Here is a 23,521-nt window from a genome sequence, read left to right as displayed (position 1 = left end):
ACCGATCCGAGCCAAGGACATGGAGTGTTGGTTCAAATCAAAAGCCACCGACACCGGAGGAGCCGTCGCACGCGATACTGGCATATGGGCAGTATTTCAGCACAATGGGTACCCAGGAGGCCACGTCGTCATCATAGATTCGGGCACCTGGAAGTACTACGGAACGGGTTGGTATGGAGATTGGGATCAATATTCGTATAAGTGGTGACCGCTAGGCATGCGTCGATCGCGGATTATTCTGAGGGACAGCGGACGAAGATCTGCTCATCCCGATCGATGAAGCCGTGCTGGTTTGATCGTGGCATGGTGATGGCGCGTCGGGTCGCTGCGGTCATGCCAATCTTAATTGAGCCGTGCTATCTGCCTGCGGATCCAGTTTTCCCGCTCCATCGCACGCGCTTGCAGAGGTCTTCCCCGACACGGCGATGAGGTCGCTCCACTACGACAGATTTTTTAGCCGACCTTGAAAGGATCGTTGCGTTCAATTCGAAAGTGTGATGGGATAAATGACTACTTTTATGCGAACGCCCGCCGTTTCGGTGGAGCCAAAGGTAATTTGCGCGTGAGATAATTACTCATACGCGGTAACTCTGGGGGTTGCCGTGCCGCTCGTGGAAATTGGGCAAGTTTTTGGTGGCTGCAAGGCATCCTTCAACTACGACCCTGGCAAATCCATCGTCTCCGGTCTAGTGCTGGCTGGTCAAGGGCCGCAGCACAGCTTCACGTTTGCAAAAACTCTGCCGATCGATGCGGCGCTAATCGATACGACCGTTACCCCACCGAGGCTTCGTCGCTGGGACGACTTAAGTGGCGCGGCCGTCGACTTGATGCGGACTTTTTTAGCGTCACTGACGCGCGTTTCAATTTCGGTGGAGTCGACATTCTTTGGGCTTGGCCAGATTGCGGGGAGCCAAATCCTCGCCATTGACGCGACCTTTCGAATTGATGAGCTTTTGAGAAATCAGCCGTTGCAGGACGGCTCGATCGAAATCACAGCGGGCGCCACCTTTCAAATAACGGCGTTCGGCTCCACAGTGAACCTCGATGCGGGCGCTCGCGTCCGATTGACGGCATCGGTCCAGGAGCTGTTGCTCAAGATCGCCGACCTGCCGGTCGCGCTGCCGCGGATCAACTTTCCCGACTTGGACTGGTCTCGGCTTGTGCCAAGCTCGAACTTTCAGGTCAATCTGCCGGCGTGGCTTGACCGCCTCAACGGGCAGGCGACGGTCACGGCAACGCCGCCCATTTCCCTCACGGTCCATATCTCGACCGTCGGCGGCAATCTGGCTTTGACCGACTGGAATGCCTCCCCGGCGACGACGCTCAATATCACGTTTGGCTCTGGCAGCCCGCAACTCGTCATCACCAACTTCGACGCCAGTGGAACTGGCGGCCACATCATCGTTCACGGCACCCTTCAAACTCAGCCCATCATTGTCCCTAAGGGAGCCGTCCAATACGGAAACCTGCGTCTGGCCTGGGATGACATCAAGATCAGCCCCAAGTACACGATCGGCGGCACGCCGCGGTGGAACGTCGTGGTCGAATTCCCGCGCATCGCGTTGGAGGCGGTCGACGATCCGGGCGCCGTCATCGCCGTTGCCGGCAGTATCGCCGTCGCGGATGGGAAGCCGTCCTTTAGCAACCTGCGCCTGCTCGAGCCTTACCCCTTGTCACTCGTCGAGAAGGCGGCGGACGGCCTTGCCGATGCGCTCGCCGACGCCTGGCGGTTCGTCGTGGTGGCATCGAGCAGCAGCACGAACGCCCCCGACCCGGGTCCGCTGCTCGACGCCCTGGCGCGCCTTGCTGGCGCGGCCGGGCGCGGCATCGGCGCGGCCGGGGCGGTGGTGTCGAACGCGCTCGCCGGGATTGCCAAGCTCGCCGGCGCGATCCTGCGCAAGCTCGCCGATGCGATTGCCGCGCTACGGGCAAGCAATCCCATGGCGATTCCCGACGTGGCGATCGAGGTGCACGTCGATCCCGCGACGTGGCAGCTGCGCCAGATCATCGTTACGCCGGCCGGCCGCATCGACGGCAGTGACAATAAGATAATCGACGCCCTCGGACTTCGCGCCACGATTTACGCCGGTTGGCGGCCCGCCGTCCTATTCGACTTCGGCAATCCGGGTGGTGCCTATCTGATCGCGGTGCTCGCGGACCCCACGAAACCGAAGCTCGCGACGTTGTCGACCGACCTCTGGTTCGCGCGCGGGGACCAGGTCGAAGCCGTGCGGACGGCGGATCCCAACAACGGGGGCCGCCCGACGGACCCGCTGATCGGAGTGGACATCACGTTGCCCGGTCTGCAGTACGTCGGCGTGGTTCTCGCCGGCGTGTCCGCAGGGCGGGGCGTCTTTTTTCAGAAGGCGACGGGAAAGCCGTTAGTAACGATAACGCCGCCACAGAGTGGCACGTCGTTGAAAATTGTCACCTTCGATACATTGACGCTTGCGCCCATTCTGTCGGGCGACGTCGCCTTGAAGGTGAATTTCAACCCCACCGTCCTGCCATTCCTTTCCAAGGGCGACAGCGGGGAAGGGACTGGCTCCACCAGCTTTCTCAAAGCCCTGCAGGACAAGATCGGCCAGGTCGTCTGGATTGATCAGTCGCAAAGCTTCACGCCGTCCATCGAAGTCGATGGCACGGTGAAGATACCTCTCGTCATCTACGTCAAGGCGGCCGGAGTCCAGACGAAAATCCAGCTCGACGCGGTCTTCGACCTCAAGACGCTGGCACTGCGCATCACGGGTGGCAACACCCTGATCATATACGCCGACAGTACCGACCCGATCGTGCAGGATGCCCTCGGGCTGCGATGGGTACTCACCCCGGCTCACGACAAGTCGCTCCTGAAATTGTCGTTTGTTGACGGCGACACGCGGCTGGCGCTCGCCGACGGCGCTGACCTCGAGATCGATTTTCCCGACGTCTCCTCTGACGGCCGCGGCCTCGTGTTCGCAGCGCAAACCTTCGCCGTCTCGCGTTCTGGACTCGATCTGCGCGCCACCATCTCGCCCCAACCGGTGGTGCTCAACGGCGTCGGCACCGCGTTCCAGTTCAGTGGCGGCGAGCTGCAGATCGTAGGCAGCCGGCTTGCCGCGGCGCGCCTCGCCGGCAGTGGACGTCTGCCGCCGGAGCTTGTCGGCGACGCCAAGGCGAACATCGTCATTACACTCCAAGCGGCGTCCGACGGCAGCATCGAGATCGCCTCGGCCCATGCCGAGCTCGACAAGAGCGGTGAACCCATAAAGTGCGAGGGCACTCGCTTCCATTTTACCATCACGAAGCTCGGCTTTAGCTTTGTGCGCGACGGCGGATACCATTTTTATTTCCTGCTCACCGGCTCGGCGGAGTTCAGGCCCAACGTCGGCGAGCACACCGACGGGCTGCTTCAGTACCTGAAGACGATCAGGATCGATCTCGATCAAGCGCCGCTGACGGGCGACCTGCGCGTGCTTGCGCGGCACATTTCCATCCAGGTGCCGATTTCGCCACGCAAGAAGTTCCCCCTGTTCAATCTGTTCGAATTCGAGCTGCGCGGGATCGGCTTCTATCCGGCCAGCGACCTGTTTGATGGCGATCCGGCGCTCAGCCTGTCGGGTCAGATTCGCTTCACCGACATGGGCGACATCGTCCAGACCAGCATCGATTTCCACGCGATTTACATCGGGCCGCCGGCGGCCGGCCAGATCATGCCGCGGGTGCGCGCGGAAGGACTGATCATCGACATCCGGCTCAGCGGCGCGGGGCGTCTGTCAGGCGGGGTCGCCGCTGTGGACGGCAAGATGCCGGAGTTGATCATCAAGTCGCCGCTGCCGGATCAGATCAAGGCCTATGGTTTTCTCGGCCAGGGACGCGTGGCGATCGACGGTTTTGCCGACATGGCCGCTTCCATGGGCTTTCTCGAGGTCGACGTGGGCGGAGGCGACCGCCGCAAGGCGTTTTTCCTTTATCTCCAGGCCAACAAGCTGAGCTACCCGATCGAGACGCCGATCGGCGCGCTCTACATTCGCGAGGTCGGATTCGGCTTCGGCTATCGGTACACGTTAGCCAGCATCAAGGCGATCGACACGATCGACAGCATCGCCGACCTCATCAAGGTGCTCGACGAGGCGTCAAAACGCCAAGGCGAGCTGTCGAGCTATGCGGCATGGGCGCCAGATGCTGAATCGGATCCCGCCCGCCTGACGCTCGCCCTGCGAGCCATGATTTCCTTGGAAAGCGCCTCGGAGATGGAGGACTACGACGACGAGGCGGAAAAAGAGCTGCCCAACCCATTGTTGTTCGACATCGTCGCTGCTCTCCGTAGCGATTTCACCTTGATGATGACGGTCAGGGCGTGGCTGTCGGTCAATTACGACGAGTATCAGGACTCACCTCCGAATTCGGAAGTTCGCGATAATCCGCTGTTGCGTGGCTACATGTTCATTTCCGCCCCGCGCAGCGAATTTCTCGCGCGCGCGCTCACCGATCCCAACGGTTACATCGGCAAGCATCCGGCTCTGCCCGACGTGGCCAAGAGCGCGCTCACGAGCGTTCAATCTTCCGCTACCCTCTTCATCAAGCCAGGGCTGTTTCATTTCGAACTCGGCTGGTCGAACCAGCTCCGCTGGCACATGGAGCAGGGGCCGCTCAAGGCCGTGTGCAGCGGCGGCGCGGTGTTCCGCGTCACCGAGGCGGAGGTGCTGCAAGGCTTCAACGTTGCGGCCGATGTGTCGATGAGCATCTCCGGTCAGGTCGGCGGCGACTCGTTCGGCGCGGCCGCGTCGGCCGACCTAAACGCTTACGTTGCGGCGAAGCTCATTGCCGTGCTCGGCATCCGCGATTTCTCCGATACGATGTTCTATGGCTACATCAGCATCGACATCGGCATCGGTTTCCGCGTCGAGGCCTGGCTGCGCTTCAAGGTACTCGGACACACCATTTCGCTCAGCGTCGGTTTTTCCTTCTCGCTGCAGATCTCCGTGGCAGCCGAGCTGGTGATCGACACCCGCGGCGTGGGGGCGCAAGTCACCTGCTACGTCTCGATCCAGGCGTTCGGCCGCGGCCTTTCGGTGCGCGTCGGCATGACTGTGAACAACAGCCAGCTCGTATGGGCGCGCCAGCGCGTTCAGCGCTACATGGCGCTCGGCCTGACCGCCGACACGCCCGACCCTTCGCGTATGATCTCAACCCAGGCGGGCGACCAGGCCACCGAGGATGAGGCCAAGCGCACGGGCGCGAAGGGCGGTGCATCGCTGGGGCGCCTCGCGGCGTTCGGGCTTGAATTGGAGTCGTTCCGGGGTTCCCTCGCAATCGGCAACCCGGTTAGCAGCTGCAAGTCGAGCGACTTCAACGTTCTGCTTCAGCGCGCTACCAAATTGCCGGCGGGGTTCGACAACACCCACAAGCCGGAGGACTGGTACTTCGCTTGGGTGGTCCCGGAGGAGCCGGAGCTGTCTAACTCCCATATGGCGGCCGATCCAAACTTCTGCACGTTCTACGCCGCGCCGCTGACAGCCTCCGAATCTGCCAGAATCTTCGACCACGAGATCAAGTTCACAAAAGCACCCAGCGATGACACGCTATGGCGGTTTGTGCCAGCACAAGGCTGGAGCAAGGTGAGTGCCGGTACGACCATCCTCGATACTCTCGTGCGCTACGACGCAACGGACACCTTAAGCTTTGACAATCCCGACAAATCGCGTGTTGCGCCACTACAGGGGGTAACGCTCGACGAATATTTCCGGCGATGTTTCCTGTTCCCCGAAGACAAGCCGCAGATACTTCTCCGCGACCAAAACGGCAATCCTGTAAACATCGAATCTGCGCAGGACATCGGCGAGCCCCTAGCAAGAAAATATGCTTGGGAGGATTTGCGAAAATTCTCGGGAGACGAGCTGACTGCGAATCTTCGCAATCGCCAGCAGGATCGCGAGGCCATGGCCGTTGCCGCCGATGATCTCGCCCATGAGGCGCGTTCCTATTTGTTCGTGAGATTCTTCGACGACTTTTCGAAATTTGCTGCAGATCCGACTCCGCCGCAGGGCCGTATCCATGTGACCGATCTCGGCCTGGTGTTCCTGATCCACAAGAGCGAGCTTGAGAAGGGTGGCGCATTTGGCGAGCAATCGGCGACGATCACCAAGCGCATCGCCGAACCCCGCGACCCCAAGCAACGGAATTCCGCGCTCGCGGTGTTTAACGGACCGGACAAGCAATTTGCGAGTCCGTCTCGCCGGGTCGCTATCACGCCGCCGTACACCGAGGTTTTTCCCGACGCCATCAAGATGGACTGGGAGCTCACTTCTGCTGACGGGCACAACAGCGATCTCGATGGACAGCTACAATACTATCGGGTCGAGCGGACCATCCGAGGCCACGAGGAGACGCCGGCGATCATCACGTCGCGGCATTGCCACACGCTCGGCCGCGATCTCGGAAAGGACCCAACTGCGCATCTGATTATGCGCGGGCCCTGGCGCTTCGCCGACGACCTGAGCGACCTCGACGCGACGTGGCGCCGGGCGCTGCTCCCGGCCTCATCGCCGGACGATGCACAACAGGCGCTCGAGGCTTGGGAAGTGCGCGTCGGCAGTTACGCCGAGGTCACAGTCGACTACACGGTCACGCCCATCGATCTCGCCGGGAGCCAAGGCGAGGCGCGCTCGTTCGAAGTGGCCGTCAAACGGCCGTATGCGCCGATTCGCCCGGCCAATGCTCACCTTGTGTTTCAATTCGACCGAGCTTCGATGACGCCGCCGCGGCCGAACGTGCTCGCCTTCATCAACATCGACGATGGCCACTGGACGGTCGCAGGAAAAGAGGGCTGGACGCGGCGTTACCGGCTGGTGGTGCAATGGGAGGAGGTTCTTCCGGTCGGCAACTACGGCGGGGATGAGCTCACCGATCGGCCCGTGGCACCGGGAGCCGCGGGGCAGGACTCCACGATCGCGAAAACGGCGCGGGAGGTCTCCTTCAACTTTGATTATCGCGCCGACTTCCATTGGGACCGGCTGAGCGATTGGCAACAGCAGGCAGATCAAGCGCAGCCCTCAGCAAAGGATAAGTATCTGATTTTAGGGCTGGGCGACCCTGCAGAAGACGCGCCTTTGTTGCGGCTGGCGTCCACCTCGACCATTGAGGACGCAACATGGAATTGGGGCAAGAACTATCGGCCGGTATTCAAGCCGTTTGCCGATGGTCAAGTGACGACCTTTTTTGACGCCCTGCGGGGCGCATCCGGTTCACCGCGCTCCTGTCGTTTTTTCCTCGAAACCGTCGTCGTCAATAAAAAGAGCAAGGCAGAGCTCGTATCGGCACGCGTTGCCGTCGACTTCGAGTTGCGCCTGCAGAAGTGGTTGCCGAAACCGCCGCCCAATCCCGACGGGTCGCCCGCCGCCGACCCGCCGCCGCAATACCAAGTGTCGCGGCCGCAGCGGTTCGAATGGCCGCTGCTCAAGGACTTACCCGCCGCCACCCGCGACGACATCCGCGCGGTCAGCGGGTTCGTGCACTGGCTGATGCCCCGGCCGAACGCGTCGCTGGGGACGTTCATAAACAATTCGTCCCACGCCCTTTACTCCATTCGCGATCCGGACCGGCAGGTAGCGACGCGCGTGCGCTGGAACGTCATGCCGAGCGTACCCGCCGCGCCCGCCGACTCGCCCCCCACCGCCGGCTACGACATTTTCGCCGTCGATCTTGCCGAGGTGCCGCCGGAGGAGAGCTGGACAGCGGTGTCGACCTGGGCAAATCGCGGCCGGAAAGTGGGGCGGGTGCAGCTTATCCCGGCCGATGTTGCCGCTCTCACCCCTCCCAACACCCGCGACCTCAAGAAGTGGCGCACATTCTATCCGAGCGAGAGCTGGCGCACGTTCCGCGGGCGCAATGGGTCTTCCGCCGCCGACGTGCCCGCCCGGCGTCCTTGGTATTCGGCCGCCGAATCCTATGCCGCCTGGCCGCTGTGGACGATCCGGCGCCGACTCGTGCCGGTTCCCGACGAGCAGGCGATCACGCAAGTCTTCGCCAAGGGCCTGCCTGTCACAATCCGGGCATCGGTGCTGCGGCGGCCACAGGCGGACAAGCCAGTCGCGCCGTTCCCCGATAAAAATTTGCTGATACTCAGCGGCGCTTCCCCGGACGAGCGGCTGAAGGTTAGCGTGAAAATCGATATGTCGCCACAGGGGCCGGCGGCGGTCTGCACGTCGCTCGCCGCGGCCACGTTCACCGTCGGCCAAGTCCGGGGATTGTTGCGGACGCTCAAAGGCGATTCCACCGTTAAACTCGATGGACAGGACGTGCGTGAATGGTTGTACGACGCGATGCCGGCGCAAAAGAAGGCATTCCTGGCCGAGCTGTCGAACTACGACCTCGTTATTGAGGTTCGTGATGGAAACGCGAAGCTGCTGACGAGGACGAGTACCCCGTTGAAATTCGACGGCCGGCTCCATCCGGTGCTGGAAGAGTTGGTGGCCGACCTTTCGTATTTCATTGCCGACACTGGCGGCCCAACCCCACTGGTCTACCGGCGCTACACCGTTCAGATCGGGCCGGAGCCGCCGATCCCGTCGAAAGACGTCGACGGCTACTTATCGGACAGCAGTGAGAGTAATGATCCCTACGGCTGGGGCGTGCTACAGAAGCTGGGCTTGGCGGTCCCGTTGCGGCTCTACGATAACGACGAACAAATATTCCTTGCGCCGGCGGCTTTGGCCCGCAACGTCGACGCGGCACTGACCGTTATCCAAGCGGAATACCCGGAGTGGGACAAGTTCGGCCTGCCGATCGTCGACGTGATGGTCAAACCGCACGGCGCAACCGTGCTCGCCTCGCCCGACGAGCCCAACAACCCGACGGACGCCTCGACCTTCGCGCTGACGGGCGTCGGGCTGAGCCTGGTGCAGGTCGAATTGCGGCCCGGGATCAAGCTTGGCTGGACCTACGGCACTTACCAGGCAATCGCGTCCGCCACGTCGGTGATCGGGCCGATTGCGGTCACGTTCCAACTCCTCGACAGCACGAGCGCGGTGACGATTACCGATGCGGGCTTCGGGGCGGCCCTGGAGCTGTCCGGCGATCAGACGACGGCCTCGTTCACGCTCGACCGGTTACCACAGAAAGATGAGATTGCGTTTGTCATCCGCTATCCGAAGGATTTCGACCCGGCCAACGAGAGCAAGGGCGTCAAGGTCACGGTCGCGGGCCCGGGCTTCCGATTCGTTGCAAATTCCGAGCCGCCCGGCAGCATCCCGGATGCCGGCAGCCTCTACCAACGGTTCCATGCGCTGAATGTAGACACCTGGATCAAGCTGCTCGCATCGAGCGCCTCGCCCCCTTCGAGCAACCCAACCGCCCACGACTTCCAGCGGCGGTGGAAGATGTTCGCTTGGTGGATGAGCCGACGCTTCGACAAGGTGGACGTGCCACTCGACGTTACGCGGGCAACCAAAGACCGGCTCCAAAGTTTGTTGGCTGCCTATTTACCGTGGACCGCGCGCTTCATCGAGCACGCGGCCGATCCGGTCGGCCCAATAGTCCGCGCAGGGCCCGCCGCCGGACAAACCGCCGACAGCGGAGTTCCCTTTGCGATCGCCGAGTTTGCCCCCGCCAATCCAATGTGTCTCGCCGCCGGCACCGACGGCCGCGTCGAGACGATCCTGCTCCACCAGGATCGCTGGGCGCAGAACCGCGCGTTGGCGGTGCGGCCGTTCGGCCGCTACGCCCAGCTGATCGAGGCGACCGGATGGATGACCCCGCGCCAGGATGGCGACGTCGTTCGCGACGCGGTTCGCCCACCGTCCACGGCCGTGCCGGCCGCGCCGTCGGCGGATCCCCCCTTCGCAGATTTCGACATAGCGGTCACGCCGCGCACCGAGCGGCTCGTTGCGCCCGTCATCATGGGCACGACCCGTCTTGATCAAAAGGATGCGCAGAACACACAACGTCCCGGCAAGATCTGGGAGCTGGTGCTCGCGCGTCACGGCGAGCAGGCGATCACTGTCTCCAACCGGAACGTCCTGGCGAAGCTCGACTTCCTCGGGCTCCGCCTCGGGTTCCTGCGCCAATACGTTCATGCGGATTGGCCGGGCCGGCTGAGCCTGAGCGCCCCCGATTTGGCAAAGCTATTCCCGCCAATCGACGGGCAGAAGCTTCCCGAGGTCAGGCACGCGCCGACGATCGATAACAAGACGTTGCGCGACCTCGTCGTTCATTATCCAACCCTGTGGCGGGGCGCGCGCGTGCTGCACATGGATGCGCTGCCGCATTTCTACCGGGTCTACGCGCTCGCGCACGCCGCCTCGGGCGATGTCGTCTCTTCGATCAGCGCCGTGGTGCAGCAGGATTTCTATTACGACCTCACCCGCGTGACGCTGGACGCGTTCTCCTGGCAGGTCGTGCAGGTCGATGGTGGCAAGCGGGTGCGCTTCAACGTCCCGCTCGCGCGCTACCGCGACGTGGCGGAGCAGGACGCCGTCGCCACCTGGATCATGCAGGACGGGACGGTCGCCGATCTCCCCGATCCCGAGGTCGCCTATCAAATATCCCTCGTACAGCAAGCCGACCGCCAGCGCGGAACCGCGACCTCGGCCGAGGAACTTGAGATCGAAATCACTGCGCTGCACGGCGAGGGCATACCTAACACGACGCCCTTCGCCGGCCGCGCGCGCGGAACGCGGTTCAAAGTGCCGGGCACCGACACCCTCGCCACGCTGAAGCCCGCGAACAATGGGGCTAGTCCGGCAATATGGTCACTGCCGCAGGCCGATTTCGAACGCTACTGGGCCGACAGCGTCGCACCCAGGCGCACGCTCACGCAGGACAATTTCTCCGTCGGCGACTGGCAGATGGTTAAGGACGCGATGACGAGGCACACGGTCGTGCCGAAAGACTTCCGCGACTGGTCGGCCGTGGCGCCGCGCGGACAGTTGAGCGTCTTTATCATCGGCAAATCGGGGAGTGCGATCGATCTTGTCAACTTCAAAGCCCGCGCCAATTCGCTGTTCCAGCAGGTCGACCCGTACGTGAATGCGATAGGGCCGGGCGACCTATGGCAAAGCTTGCGCGACCTGCGGGCACAGCTCGACAATCTCAGAAACATCACCAAAGACGACTTGGCGAAGCTCCTCGGGGCAGGTGATCGCTATAGCGGAACGTTCAGCAATTGGTTGTGCGGCGTCCGAATAGACCCGCCCGCCAGTGCAGGGGCCCAAGTAGTCGAACCCATCACGCTTGAGTTCGATCCCGATCTGTCAGCCCGCCTCTGGCACCTGCTCTTCGGAGTCTATTCGCAGGACAGTAAGAGTAAGGTGCGCGGCCCACTGCTGCGCGCATTTTCGGCTTACCACGCTGCCCGCGCGCGCGCGGATTTCGATGGTGCGCCCGGCGTCAGCACCCCGTTGTCCCCGCCGCTTACCCAATCGGACGGCGCTGCAATAGCGGGCTGGCAGCGACCGGTCTGGCTCGGGTTCGACCGCACGCGGCGACTTACCGTCACGCGGGCGACCAGCGAGCCACAACTGCGGCAGCTGCAGGCCGTCTTGGACGCCCTCATCGCCCAGCTGCACGATGACGCCAAGCGTCCCCACGCGCAGCGCCTGCTCGCCTTTGCGCTCGATCTCGCGGCGAGGGTCGCGGCACAGTTGGCAATGCCCAAGCCCGATCCTGATGCGGTATTTCCCACCAAGAACGATATTGTTTGGACCGGATCCTTCGACCTGGTCCTGGATTCTCTTCCGGTTCAGTTGCCGCTCGTGATCGATCCGGCCATGCCATCCGATCCAGACAACACCATGCAGTTGACTCTCAGGGCCATGCCGTTGAGCAGCGATCTCGCGGCTGTCAGGACGTGGGTCGCGGGGCATTTGTCCGCAGGAGGCGCCGGCGGCGTCACCGCGGCGCTCAATCAGCTGGCCATTCAGCAGCTGTTCGACGGCTACACGTCGGTGCGGCTGAGGGCGTTGCGGGGAATCGCGGCACCTCAGCAGGTACAGATGCCCGCAACGGCATAAGGCAGAGGGAGCGGACGATGGCCAAGAAGGCGGGCAAGCGGCGACCAGGGCGATCCCGAACGAAGAAAACGTCGCCCGCGCGAAAAGCCGCCCCTGCGGCGAGCCGCACCGTCGCCGCAGCACCTTCGGTACTGTCGAACATCACGCTCGTTGGCCCGACAGTGCTTAACGCAAAAGGCGAAGCTACCGATCGCTATCTGTGGTCGGTGGTCATCGACGCGCCCTACGCGAAGAGGGGCGACCCGATTGGACAGAATTTTCCCGTCCGACCGCTTGCGGTCGACCAGAGCATTGTTCAGGTGACGTATAAGCAGCGGCGACCATTTCCGTCACCTCCGATTTCAAAATCGGTCGACTTTGAGCCCCCGGCGGCGCTGCATGTGGCGATGCGCGCTGACGGCAGCGCTCACTTCAAGCTGACGGTTGCATCGTCGCAATCTGAGACGTCGGATTACTTCAGCACGGATGGCGGCCGAGAGGTGGTTGCTGCGCCGATCGGTCGATATGACAAAACTTCTTCCGACTGGCCTCTCCAACCGCTCGACGAGATAAGCCTGCCTGTACTCGGACTCGTCGACGGCCGCGTGAGCGTCACTATCCCCGACAACAATGCGCTGTTCGACCTATTCAGCGGCCTCGGGGTCAAGCAGAACGTCAGCGGCGGCGCCACGTCCATCATCGTCGATCTCACGCCGTTGGGATTCGAGTTCGACGGCAGCCTCACGCTGCCGTTTGCCAAGCCCAGCGGGCAGGCCGATCCGGTCCTCGTGGCGGGCCGCTTTTCGCTGACCCAGGAGCGCATCGGCATTTGGGACCAGAATTCCCCGACAATCGTGACGCAGCTTTGCCTGAGGAAAGTCGCGGACGCCGACGCCACCCAGGCCTGGAACCAGATCGCCGTTCGCCTCGTCAGCGCCGGCGCCGGCGCTGCGCAGTGGTCATCGATCGAGAGGCGCGCGGGTGCGCAGACACCCACGCTGCGCTGGGCGGTCGGCCTCGACGCTCAGAAACTTTTTTTCGAGACCGACAACACCCTGCTCGATCTTTCGCCCGACGCATTCACATTTATTTTTTCCTCGGCTGCTGGGCCCAATTTACGGACGCGCCGCCCCGACGGCGTCGCGGTGCTTGCACCGCAATGCCTGCAGATGAAATTCGAGGTCCGGTCGAGCGAGATCGACATGCGGGCATTTTGCCTGTCGCGGCCGGATTCCACGCGCCACGCGGTGGCGCCGGCGCCGCCCAGGGTCGAATACAAATATGACGGACAGACACAAACAGAAACCATCGCGATCGTGTCGCCGACCCTGACTTATCAGCCGCGCGATCTCGCCCAGCGCCTGCGGGATTTCTACGGAATGATGCCCTTCGATCCCGCCACCGCGACGCCGCCGTTGACGTCGGCGCCACCGTGGCTGTGGGCCTTCACGCCGGTCGAGCGCGGATGGGTGCAATTCCCCGTGCCCAACGTGCCGCCGCCGGACCCGGATGACGACGCCGAACGCATCGCCTCGCTGCCGTCCGACACGGGCGGTGGAGCGTTCACCGGCTTTGCCCGCTTCTCCAATCGCCAGGAAGGGGCCGAGCCGATCCCGACGCTCGGGGGCGGCGGCGGCGACCCGCCCTGGTCGGTGTCCCTCGACCGCGCCGATGCGTTCCGCGGCACCTGGACGCTTGACGCCTCCGCCACCTACGCGCCGTCGAAAGCCGACATCATCTTCGACGCGCCCCAAATGTTCTGCCGCGGGCTCATCTGGATCAGCGCCGATGCGCCGGGGCCGCAGGAGGCGCTGCCGCAGCTGAGCGCCGGGCCGGGCAGCCTCGTCGACATCGCCTTCGATATCGGCGCTCCGGCCCCCCGACGTTGGTGGCTTGGTTTTCTCGCTCGACGACACGTTGACCCTGAAAATCGTCGGCCAAGCTTCGCCGCCGACTCTCAGCTACAACGGCGTATCGGCGGGATTCCCGCCCGGGGCCGGGCCGAACGAGTTCCCCCCAGTCGCGGCCGAGCTTGCCGCGGTTTGGGGCCTGTCGAGCGCGACTTCTACGTGGAAGGACCTTCGCGCGATCGCGTGGATGCGTCATCCAAATATTCCGCTGATTGCGGAGATGCCGATGACGCGCGCTTCGGGCTCAGATATCGGCCCGCTCGAAAGCCGCGACCTCGCGCCTTACCGGTGCGAGCCCTTCGACCCCGACGGCCGGCTGTTTCAGGTGCGGCACGCCGGTGGCGCCTTCTGGAACACGTTAGTCGAAACGTCGGGCCGCTACGGCCGCTTGAGTAGACTAGCGGGATGGCCATGGTCGGGAGTGCAGGCGGTGACCCCGAAGGGAGCTCGCGCGCCGCGCGCCGCCGCACCCGATCCGCTGGAGCAGATCCTCGGCATCGCCTTCGCGCCGGTCGGCGTCGCCGGCGTGGAAACACAACCGGCAGAACAGCTCGGGCCCTCGTGGAATAACGCAAGCTTTGCCTACCGCTACGACATCGCGGTGCTCGATGAGGCCTTTGCGACGGCTGAGCCGCCGCCGGTCGCGGCAGCGGAGCCGCCGCCGGCCGAACAACCGCCGCCGCCGCCCGCGCCGCCCAAGCCGGTGACAACCGCGCTGGATCTGGTCGCGTTGAAGAAGTTCTGGGACGATCAACGCGGTCGCCACAGCCTCTCGCGCGTTCAAGCTTCCTATGCGTTCGGTTGGGGAAGGCTGGCGCAGCGCAATGTTGACGTCGCCAATCTGGTGCAGCCCTATGTCTGGCAGACGACCGCGTCATTCAGTGACGCCGCGGATCTCGGCGCAGTCACCGTCGGACCGTCGGTCAACGGACCGTTAGTCAACGCATCCGGGTCCAAGGCGCTGCTGGGATTGAGCGCGCGTTTCAAGATCAACGCGCAGTATTTGACAATTGCGGACGACGGCACGATTCCGGTGATCGGCTGGAGTCCGGCCACCTACGATGCGAACGGCCTGACAGTTGACACGCGCGGGTTTGCCGCCGAGTCGGCACCGCGCGCGGTCGGCGGGCTGCTGATCCGCACGGTCCAAGTCCTCGGGGTGGATCCCAGCCCTAGCCGGCTGGTGTCGGCGCGAAAATCCTACACCGTCGCACTCTCAGCTGGGGAGTCTCTCGCCTTCTGGTTTCGAGACCTGCCGGTCGCGAGAACCGGCGGGCGCAACGCCCGCTGGGTCTACCAGCCGGGTTACGACCCGAGTATCGATTTTGACGACGCGACCCGAAACTGGCTGCGCGAGCAGCTACCGTTTGCCGGATTCGAATGGCGGTTGGGACACCGGAGCGAGCAGGGTTTTTGGCGAGATGCGCTGCCTTTCTATGGCCTCCACCTGACGCCGTTGCGGCTCGCCCAGGTGAGTCTTTCGGACGATCAGGGCGAGCCGGGCTCTTCGATCCAATCCGTGAAGTTAGTCTGCCGGCTCGACCTCACCTGCCCCCCGTATGATTCCGCCGAGCTCACAAATCTGGTGGAGCTCACACTGCAGCCCGATACTGGGGGGACCGGCCTCGTCATCGCGCAGATCAGCGGCTATTCGGCGACCGCCGGGTTGAGTCCGGACAAGCCGCTTTGCTGGCCCGTGAAATGCATTCTTAGCGTGCTCCGCACCCCGGCGACGCGCGGCGTGTTCGGTAAGGACGCCTCGGCCGCCGACGGGCAAACCACCGGCTATCTCTATGTCACGCCGGATGAAAAAGGCCAGCCGGGCGTGAATGGCATCCACTTCAAGTCGGCGGCCCTGGAGCTTCCGTTCCTGCAGACGCAATGGAGTATCGGCCTCGATGGGTTCGATCTTCCGCCCGGCGCGAACGAGGTCGCGCTCAAGGTAACTGCAACGCCGACGCCGTCCGAGGTCTATGTCAAAGCCGCCCAGATCGATCTGTGGCCGAAGATCCCTCAGATTACGGTCAACTTCGACCTCGCGGTGAGCGCCGGCGCGAGCGAGCCGTATGCGCTCAAGTTGTTAGACCAAACTTTCTACTGGCTCGGCGCGGCTTGGCTGTCCGACGTCGCCGCATCGACGGCCGCGGCACGCGCGCCGGAACTTCATTTCGACCACGATCGCGCTGCCGTCACCTTGAGCTTCAAAGACTTCATCTTCGGATCGGCAAAGCCGCCTCAACTGTTCCGGGGTTTCCCGCTCACCGGCTTCACGGCGAGCGCCACGCTGGCATTCAGCGTCGAGCCGTCGGCGCAAGATTTGCAAGCGACCGGCCCGGTCGGCGGTCTCCCGCGCTTCACCATGGTGGCTGCCTATGGCGAAGTGCAGGCGGACAACAACGACCTGCACCTGCGCCACGTCATCGAAAAGCGCGCGGCAGACGAGGATGCAACGCAGCCGGCGCCCGCGCTCGAGGGGCCTCCTGCCGCTATCTGGACTTCCGATTTGCGGTTTTCCGGAACGATCGCAAAGACGAGCTGGATCGCGTGGCCGGAGTTCGACGTCGATCCGAAAGATCCGTTGGGTGGAAATCAAGCGGCCGGCAATGACCGGATTACCGTCACCTTCGCCCCATTGGGCACGGCGGCGCACGACGTGTCCTTCGTGTTTGCCGACCACCCGGTGCCCACGAAAAACCTGGTCGTCGATCAAGCATCCCACGTCGTTTCGCTCAAACAGCCCTGGACCGCATATGTCCTTGCCGAACACAAGATCACCCGCGAAAGCGCCGTGCTCACCTGGAAGGGTATTCAGGCCGTCACCATCGAAGATCTCGACGGCATCGTTGCCGAGGCGGCCTCGACCGCCGACGATCCGACGGTCCTGGCGACGCGCTACGTGAAGCAGGACAACTCGCGCCGTCGCAGTCAGGACGCCCCCTACATGGTTCATCCCGGGCTCGCCCGCAGGCGCTACGGATTGCGCGGACGGCACGGCGCCGCCTTTTTGAAGAAAATCCTTGCCGCCTACCAGGTCCGCCGAAGATCATCCAACGCCCCCGTGGTCTCCTCGGCCCACGCGCTTGTCGTGTCGTCTTCGCACATCGGCGTGTTCACGCCGCAAACCGCATTGCCGAACCAGCGGCGTCTGCTGGAAATGCCGTTCTTCGCCGATCTATTCGGCGTCGACGGCAAGACCATCGACGGCCCCCCCCTGATGTTTAAGCAACCGCTCCCGACCACGGAACCCAGCGAAATCGCCTGGTTCGATTGGCCCACCACCCGGGCGCCGACGCCGACGGCGCGCGACATCGTCGCCGTAGATCCTTTGCATCAGGTCGATGCGGCATCGCTCGAGGCTCTGCTCGCGCCGAAGAGTACCGATGGCTCGGCGATCGATCTCGACGGGCTGTTCTCGGCCGAACAGCATTTTGCCAAGCCGGACATTTTCAGCGCGGACAAAAGCACCGAGCCGATCTGGCTGCGCGCGTTGCTCGCTCTTAATGCTTTATGGGGGGAAGTGCCAAAAAACCCGTTGCAGCCGCTCGATCCGATCTCGCTCGTTCCCACCATCCCCGTTGGGACGGACGAAGACGGAAAAAGCGAACGCCGCTACGCCGTTGCCCTCCTTCGCGTCGGGGCGGCGAAGGACGACAACGGCAACGGGCCGCCCGCGCCGGCTTCCGGCCAGCTCATTGTCTGCGACCGCACTGTCCTTCGCCGCGGGGATCTTCCCGACTGGCTTGCCAAAAACCTGGCCGACAACGCGGGCGCGGCGCTCGATCCGAGCGCTCAAGCTGCCATAGCGACAACCTGCGCCGCGTTCGCGGCACGGCCATCCTTTGCGCTGGTGCGTTACGGCGATGCGCACCACCCCGGCAGCTATGTCGTGGCGCCGGTAACGCTTGAAGCGCTGCGCGGACGAGAGCTTTTCGTCGCCCGCCGCCCGCTGCGGCCGCCCTCGGATCGGCTGTACGAATCCGCCAGCCGCGGCTGGCCGCTGCCCCCGCGCGCCGCCATGGATGGGCTCGGCGGCGTCTGGAATACCGGCGTTGCGCGCGGCGCCGTCGCTCCGATCCGCGACGACAATGCCGACGGAAGCAACGCCAAGGCGAGCGGCGTCGCCGGCATTGCGACGCGGTTCACCGCCATCGCCTATTCGGCCCAACCCGCCGACAATACTGGTCCAGGGCTCGACTCGGTCGCGGACGTGCTCTGGCTCGCCGACAGGTCTACTCCCGCCTTTCGCGCGCCGGTCGCGGTCAAAGAGCCGACTGGCGCGAGCGATGCGCCGCCGCTCGCAACGCCGCCGATCGATTGGCTCACCCCGCATCCGCCCCGCGCGCGCGTGCCAACCCCGCAGGCCATCAAGGCCATCATCGGAGACGTGCGCGTCGGTCTACCGCCGCCCGAAGGCACTAGCCCGCTTGTCGGCTTCGCTCCCATGCTGCCGACGCGCTTCGGCGAGGGTGTCTTCGGGGAGCGTGCCGGGATCGTCTACGCTCGCCGCACCTCGCTGATCGCGCGCGAGCCCGACACCAACGTGCTTGACGAGCTCGAGCCGCGCTTCGGCGCGGCCGGCGGACACGGCAGCAGCATCGTGAGGCAGGTGCGCACGCCGCGGCCCGGGCCGATCCCACCCAACGTCGGTGACCGCGACCGCGATCGCCGGACCTTCATCTGGGACGGCGAATATGACCGCATGTGCCGACTCGTGCGTGGCTCGGTCAACGTGGTGCGCAGCGACCGGGATGATCAGCCGTGGATCATTTCAATCGGCGCCGAGACGGCAACGAACGGCGTCGTCAGCGACATCTGGAACGGACAGGCGACCCTCACCTTCGAAATCGTCTGGCGTGTCCCAGAGGCGGGGACCCAGCCGCCGTATCCGCCCGCCGAATTCGTGTGGAAGTATCTGCTGACGCGCAAGATTGACGATTCATCGACGCAGATCTCGGCCTCGGCGCGACTTACCGTGGGCGGGCAAAGATTCGTCTATGGCACGATCGCTCAGGTGACTGGGGACGGTCTCAGTTCCGATTGGACTGGCGCGGGGACCTTTCGGCGCGGCCTGTGCAGTTTCGCCATCGACCTCGACGCTACGCAGCAAGCCGCGATGCAGGCGGCACTGGCCGTGCTCGCGCCGGGCGCCCCAGCCGTCATTTCGCTAACGGTGGAAAACGACGCGCTCGATTCAAAGATGCCGCTGCCCCAGCCCAAAGACTGGCCGAAGCCGTTGGCGAATCAACCCGACACCGGCATGAAGTCAGGCGCGCATCGGCCCGCGGTCGCACTCGATCTGCCGCTAGCGGTGGTTTCACGCAGCCGGCTGGCGCTGCCGCTCGTTCCTACGACGCTGGTATTCGCCGACCCGGCCTATGACGCGGTCGCGACCACCACCGCCTTTCAGACCCGGAGAACTTTCTCACCAACGGCGGGCGGTCCGGTGACCATCGCGTTGGCGGCGGACCGCGAGCCGTATCACCCGTCCGAGAGCGTCGGCTTCATGTTCGACGTACGCAACGAAAAACGTGACGGGAACGGCCACTGGAAGGCGGTCGATCTCGGAAACGTGCGTTTTCTCGTCACGCTTCGCCGCATTCCGCGCGGCAAGCCCGCGGTGACGTTGAACTTTGGCGACATCACGAAGGGGCCGGCCGGAACGATTGCGGCCGGGCGCGCTTATTCGTTCGCGATCGGCGCGTTGCATGACGATAAGGACCAGCCCGTCGCCTTCGAGTGGGGCGACCTTCTCGAGATAAGCGTGGTGATTGATCCCGCGACCGCGCCGAGTCCCGGCATCATCGATTACCTGAGGACGACGACCCACCCGCCGCTCCAGCTGCGCATCGTGGAAAAGCCCACGCTGGCCCCGCCCGAGAGCCTTTATGCGGTGCTGGCACGAACCCCGGCGCTTGCGGGCGGCTACCGCGTCGAGGCGCCGCTAGTCGCGCAGTCGCCCCGCGCCGACCGCCTCGACTTCGTCGACCTGGTCGAGGATTTGCGCGGAGGCCTGGTGCGTCGGCGCGCTCAGTGGCTCTGGCACATGGCTCGTCCGATCGCCGAACTGGCCCCGAACAGCGCTTCTCTCGTTGAGGTCTATCTCGTTAAGGCCGACCGCAACGGCCAAATGCAGCTGCCCGACGCGATGCAGGAATTCGTGTCGCCACACACCCTGGGAAACTGGCCGTTGATTCCCGCGCCGGAGCCACGGCAGCCGGGCGGGCTAAGTAGGAAAGCATCATCAAAACGAAGGCGAAGTATTCACAAATTGACAGCGCACAAGACGTCGCCCGTTCCTCTGTGAGGCTAGTGCGACGACTCTGAAAACAGCCGGCGAGAGACATTTCCTCGATAACTAAGAACTGCCTCGCCCTTTGTCATTGTGAGAAACACTTGCGTTTTGCGTGTAAGCGTATTTTTGGAATTGGAGGGTACCAAATGACATTCTATGCCGGATTCGATAGCCTTCCTTTTCCCGGCGCTGCCATGATGACTTGGCTGACTGCCAACACCAATCTTGAATGGTGTGGATATTACCTTGCACCGGCGCCCAACCGGCCCAGTTCGCAATGGATGGGTCAATACCAATCTATCAAAGACAATTGGGGAATGTTGCCAATTTATGTTGGGCAGCAGGATCCTAGAACCGCCCATGGTGATTACGTACCCTCAAGTGTCCTAACGGCCGAACAGGGAGCGAAGGATGGTGCAAATGCATGCGACCTCGCCTCGGGCGAAGGATTTCCAACTGGTTCATTTGTCTATTTAGATTGGGAGTATGGCGGACTCCTGGATGCCGAGGGAAGTAGCGACTACATTAAAGCTTGGGTTTCTTCTGTCGCTGCAGATGGCCGAGCTCAGCCGGGCGTCTACTGCTCTCACAATTCTGCGCAGGCAATAGTGGACGTAATTGATACAATTAATCCAACTCCAAATGTACGCCTCTGGTGCTGGAAGGTGCCTGACGCCAATCCTCACCAATTCCAAGGGGATCTGGCAAATATACCGGCGATCGACCCCAAAGGTTGCGGCTTCGCAGGAGCGCAAGCTTGGCAGCGTGAGCAACAGGCTATTGTTACGTTTCCGGAAGGGGCTCCTATCACGACGCTAACGATGGATTTCAGCACATCAGGGCTGGCTAATCCGAGCACGCCAAGTATAAGCCTTGCTCGCACCTTCAATAATATTGAACTCCAAGCCATCTTTGACCGAAAGCAGACGCGGCGAACTGGCGCCCCACTGGAAGAGGCCTGGCAGCGAACCCGATGGTATTGGATTTTAAGCTACCATAACATTGATCTTGCAATCGTTGCTGCCGCGTATCTTGCGGCTGTTTTAGTTGCGATCGTGGTTGTATTGAGTATCGAGCCAGCTGGTGGCCTAGGCACAACCGGTTTACAAATTATATTCGGCACAGCAGTATTCGGTACATTCATCGAGCTAATCCGGCGAATTTACGACACCGCAATCAGGCGGATGGCGACCGTCGATCTCTTTACAAGCGAAATGTTGAGCATACTTCGCGTCTTCGCCGCCGCCAACATTATCGGCGATTTTGCTCTTCTTTATGACCGGCTGGCCGTAGAGGATCCAGGCAACAAAGAACAAGAAGCCAAACCTTTGACTACCACCTCAATTCCGAAGGGGTTTGCGGATGTGGCGCGAAGCGAAAACTACTTCAATATGTTCGAGAACAACTCCGCAGAGCTTGGAGCCCTAGATCCTGCAGTTATACACGATGTAACAGCATTCTACACTTTCTTAAAAGCTTCACGCGACGCAACTGGAGCAATCCGGCTCTGGAAAGAAACGGGGTATGATGCCCCCTCGAAAAAGGAGGATATTGTCGCCATTGTCTACCTTTGCTTTCTCATGACAGTACATGGCCAAAGAGCTCTCAACAGTCTCGTGAACTCCGCTGAGAACCGCAAGATCATTGATGACATCCTTTCGGGTGTGCTGTTGCAGTGCTTTTCGTTTCTCGACTACACCTTGCCTCCGGATGACTTCCGACGATCACGGCTCGATCAGCGCCGAAAAGCTTGCAAGCACCTTCGGGGAATTTATGGTTATCGCTGGTAAAAAACGAATCCATCAAAGTCGACCGGGCGCAAGATGGCCGCAACACTTATAAGTCCCGAACCAAAATGGGTGCGACTGCAAAGTATCATCTTTGGAACTTGGTGTACACATCGTGGGAAAAGGGAGGGTACCCAAGGAAGGTACAGAAAATGCTCAGTCCTAAATTAGAACGGATCAAAGAACTCATTCAGGAAAAAGAGAGAGTCGACAATGAGCTTGCGCAGCTTCTCGGTGAAATAGAGAAGCCGAGACGTGGACGGCGCAAGGTCAGCGCGGAAGCTGGGGGGTAGCGCTTTAGGTGCTGAGTAGGGAGATACTTTCTGCCTCGCCAAGTGTTCGGGCAGAAGGGTACGCTAATCACCGGACAGCTTGATCTGCTTACCCACGTGTTCACGCCAAAGACCGAGCCGTTTGATTCGGTACTCAACCAGCTCGTTTGACGTACCGAACAACTGCGCGATGTCATTTGAAGAGCGTTTCTTGCTGACAGCTTCAATAACTGCCGTCCTGGGAAGCAGTACCGCGGATGCCAGATAATAGGCGTCGTGCTCCTCGGCCTTGTCATATGTTCTGCCATACGATTCAGCGACGCGAGCGATCTTCGTGAGCTTGTGGCCAAGAAGGATGTGCCAGTACTCTTCCAATAGAGTTACGCGCTGGCGCTCGATGGTATGACTATCATTCAAAAGTACGACCCACGTTTCATTTTCCGCGTCCAGCGGAACTGTCATTGCGGACCATTCGCCGCCGGCAGTGCCTCGCAGGTGGCTCACCGTGTGAGCATCAAGACAGTTCGTCTTGCCTACGGGCACAACCTGTACGCCATCCACTTCGATGCGCAGGCTGTCGATTGGCTCATTCTGCGAGAGGCCGAGATCCGTTCTGAACTTCTCCGCCGCTTGCTCAAGTTCTTCTTTCGACAGAGACACGCTCGGAGGGGCCGCACTGTCATCAACATCTTGATGGCCAGAAGAATGAATAGCACTCGTGAGGGTTTGGCGAAGGCATTCGGCTGCTTTCAACAAACTGCGAACGGTCGACGACCGGACGTTCTTGCCTGCCCGGAAGTGAACAAACGCGACTTTATCGAATCCCAGTCCGGCGTCCTCGGCTTCGGAACCAAGCCACTGTAAGAGCCGAATTTTCGAGTTGTTGTCAGGTAGCCCTTCTCCGCGTTCGATTCTCGCGATTGTCGAAAAGCTGACGCCTATGGCTCCTGAGAGACCTCGAATGCTCAGGCCTTCTGCCTCACGCTTCCTTTTGATGGCTCGAACCAGCTTTTCTTCAAATGAGGGCATAGCATCCTGTGCGAATAACACGGCTTGACACGCCCGACGATTCAGGCGCAGTCTGTGCGGGTGACACAGACTCGCACATTTCCGATTCGGGGTGAAGCCTCCCTGGGGAAGGACGTCCGGGCTTTGTTGCATGAGGTCGGAGCTGCATTGGACCAGCATCGGCCGCTACGCGTCCACGTCCATGGTCAGATCAGCGTTGACGAACAGCCGTCTGCAATGATCGCAACCCAGGAGAATGGGAATGAACGACAAGGTACGAGAG

At 62.3% G+C, this 23,521-nt stretch carries 4 protein-coding genes; 3 read left to right on the top strand and 1 reads right to left on the bottom strand.

The window, feature by feature from the left end; translation table 11 throughout:
• Window positions 1-602: 602 nt before the first annotated feature.
• The 3 genes from ACVMB0_RS16240 (at window position 603) to ACVMB0_RS16230 (ending at window position 21,961) form a co-directional block, all read left to right on the top strand.
• The gene (locus tag ACVMB0_RS16240) at window positions 603-11,990 is read left to right on the top strand and encodes a translocation/assembly module TamB domain-containing protein (protein ID WP_461346928.1); all 11,388 of its coding nucleotides are present in this window, start codon (window positions 603-605) and stop codon (window positions 11,988-11,990) included.
• A gap of 2,115 nt (window positions 11,991-14,105) precedes the next feature.
• Window positions 14,106-20,183 carry a hypothetical protein gene (locus ACVMB0_RS16235; protein ID WP_461346927.1) on the top strand — a complete coding sequence of 2,026 codons (6,078 nt, stop codon included), beginning with the start codon at window positions 14,106-14,108 and terminating at the stop codon, window positions 20,181-20,183.
• Between the two features lie 134 nt (window positions 20,184-20,317).
• Entirely contained in the window at window positions 20,318-21,961 is a 1,644-nt protein-coding gene (locus ACVMB0_RS16230) for a glycoside hydrolase domain-containing protein (protein WP_461346926.1), read from the top strand.
• A 353-nt stretch (window positions 21,962-22,314) separates the two neighbouring features.
• On the opposite strand, the gene ACVMB0_RS16225 is transcribed toward ACVMB0_RS16230, so the two are convergent.
• Window positions 22,315-23,259, bottom strand: coding sequence for a helix-turn-helix domain-containing protein (locus ACVMB0_RS16225; RefSeq protein WP_461346925.1), 945 nt, complete (start codon window positions 23,257-23,259; stop codon window positions 22,315-22,317).
• Window positions 23,260-23,521 lie beyond the last annotated feature (262 nt).

It is taken from the genome of Bradyrhizobium sp. USDA 4451 (assembly GCF_054822585.1).
Note: the sequence above shows the minus strand (reverse complement) of the source record. Positions and strands in the feature narration are given on the sequence as shown.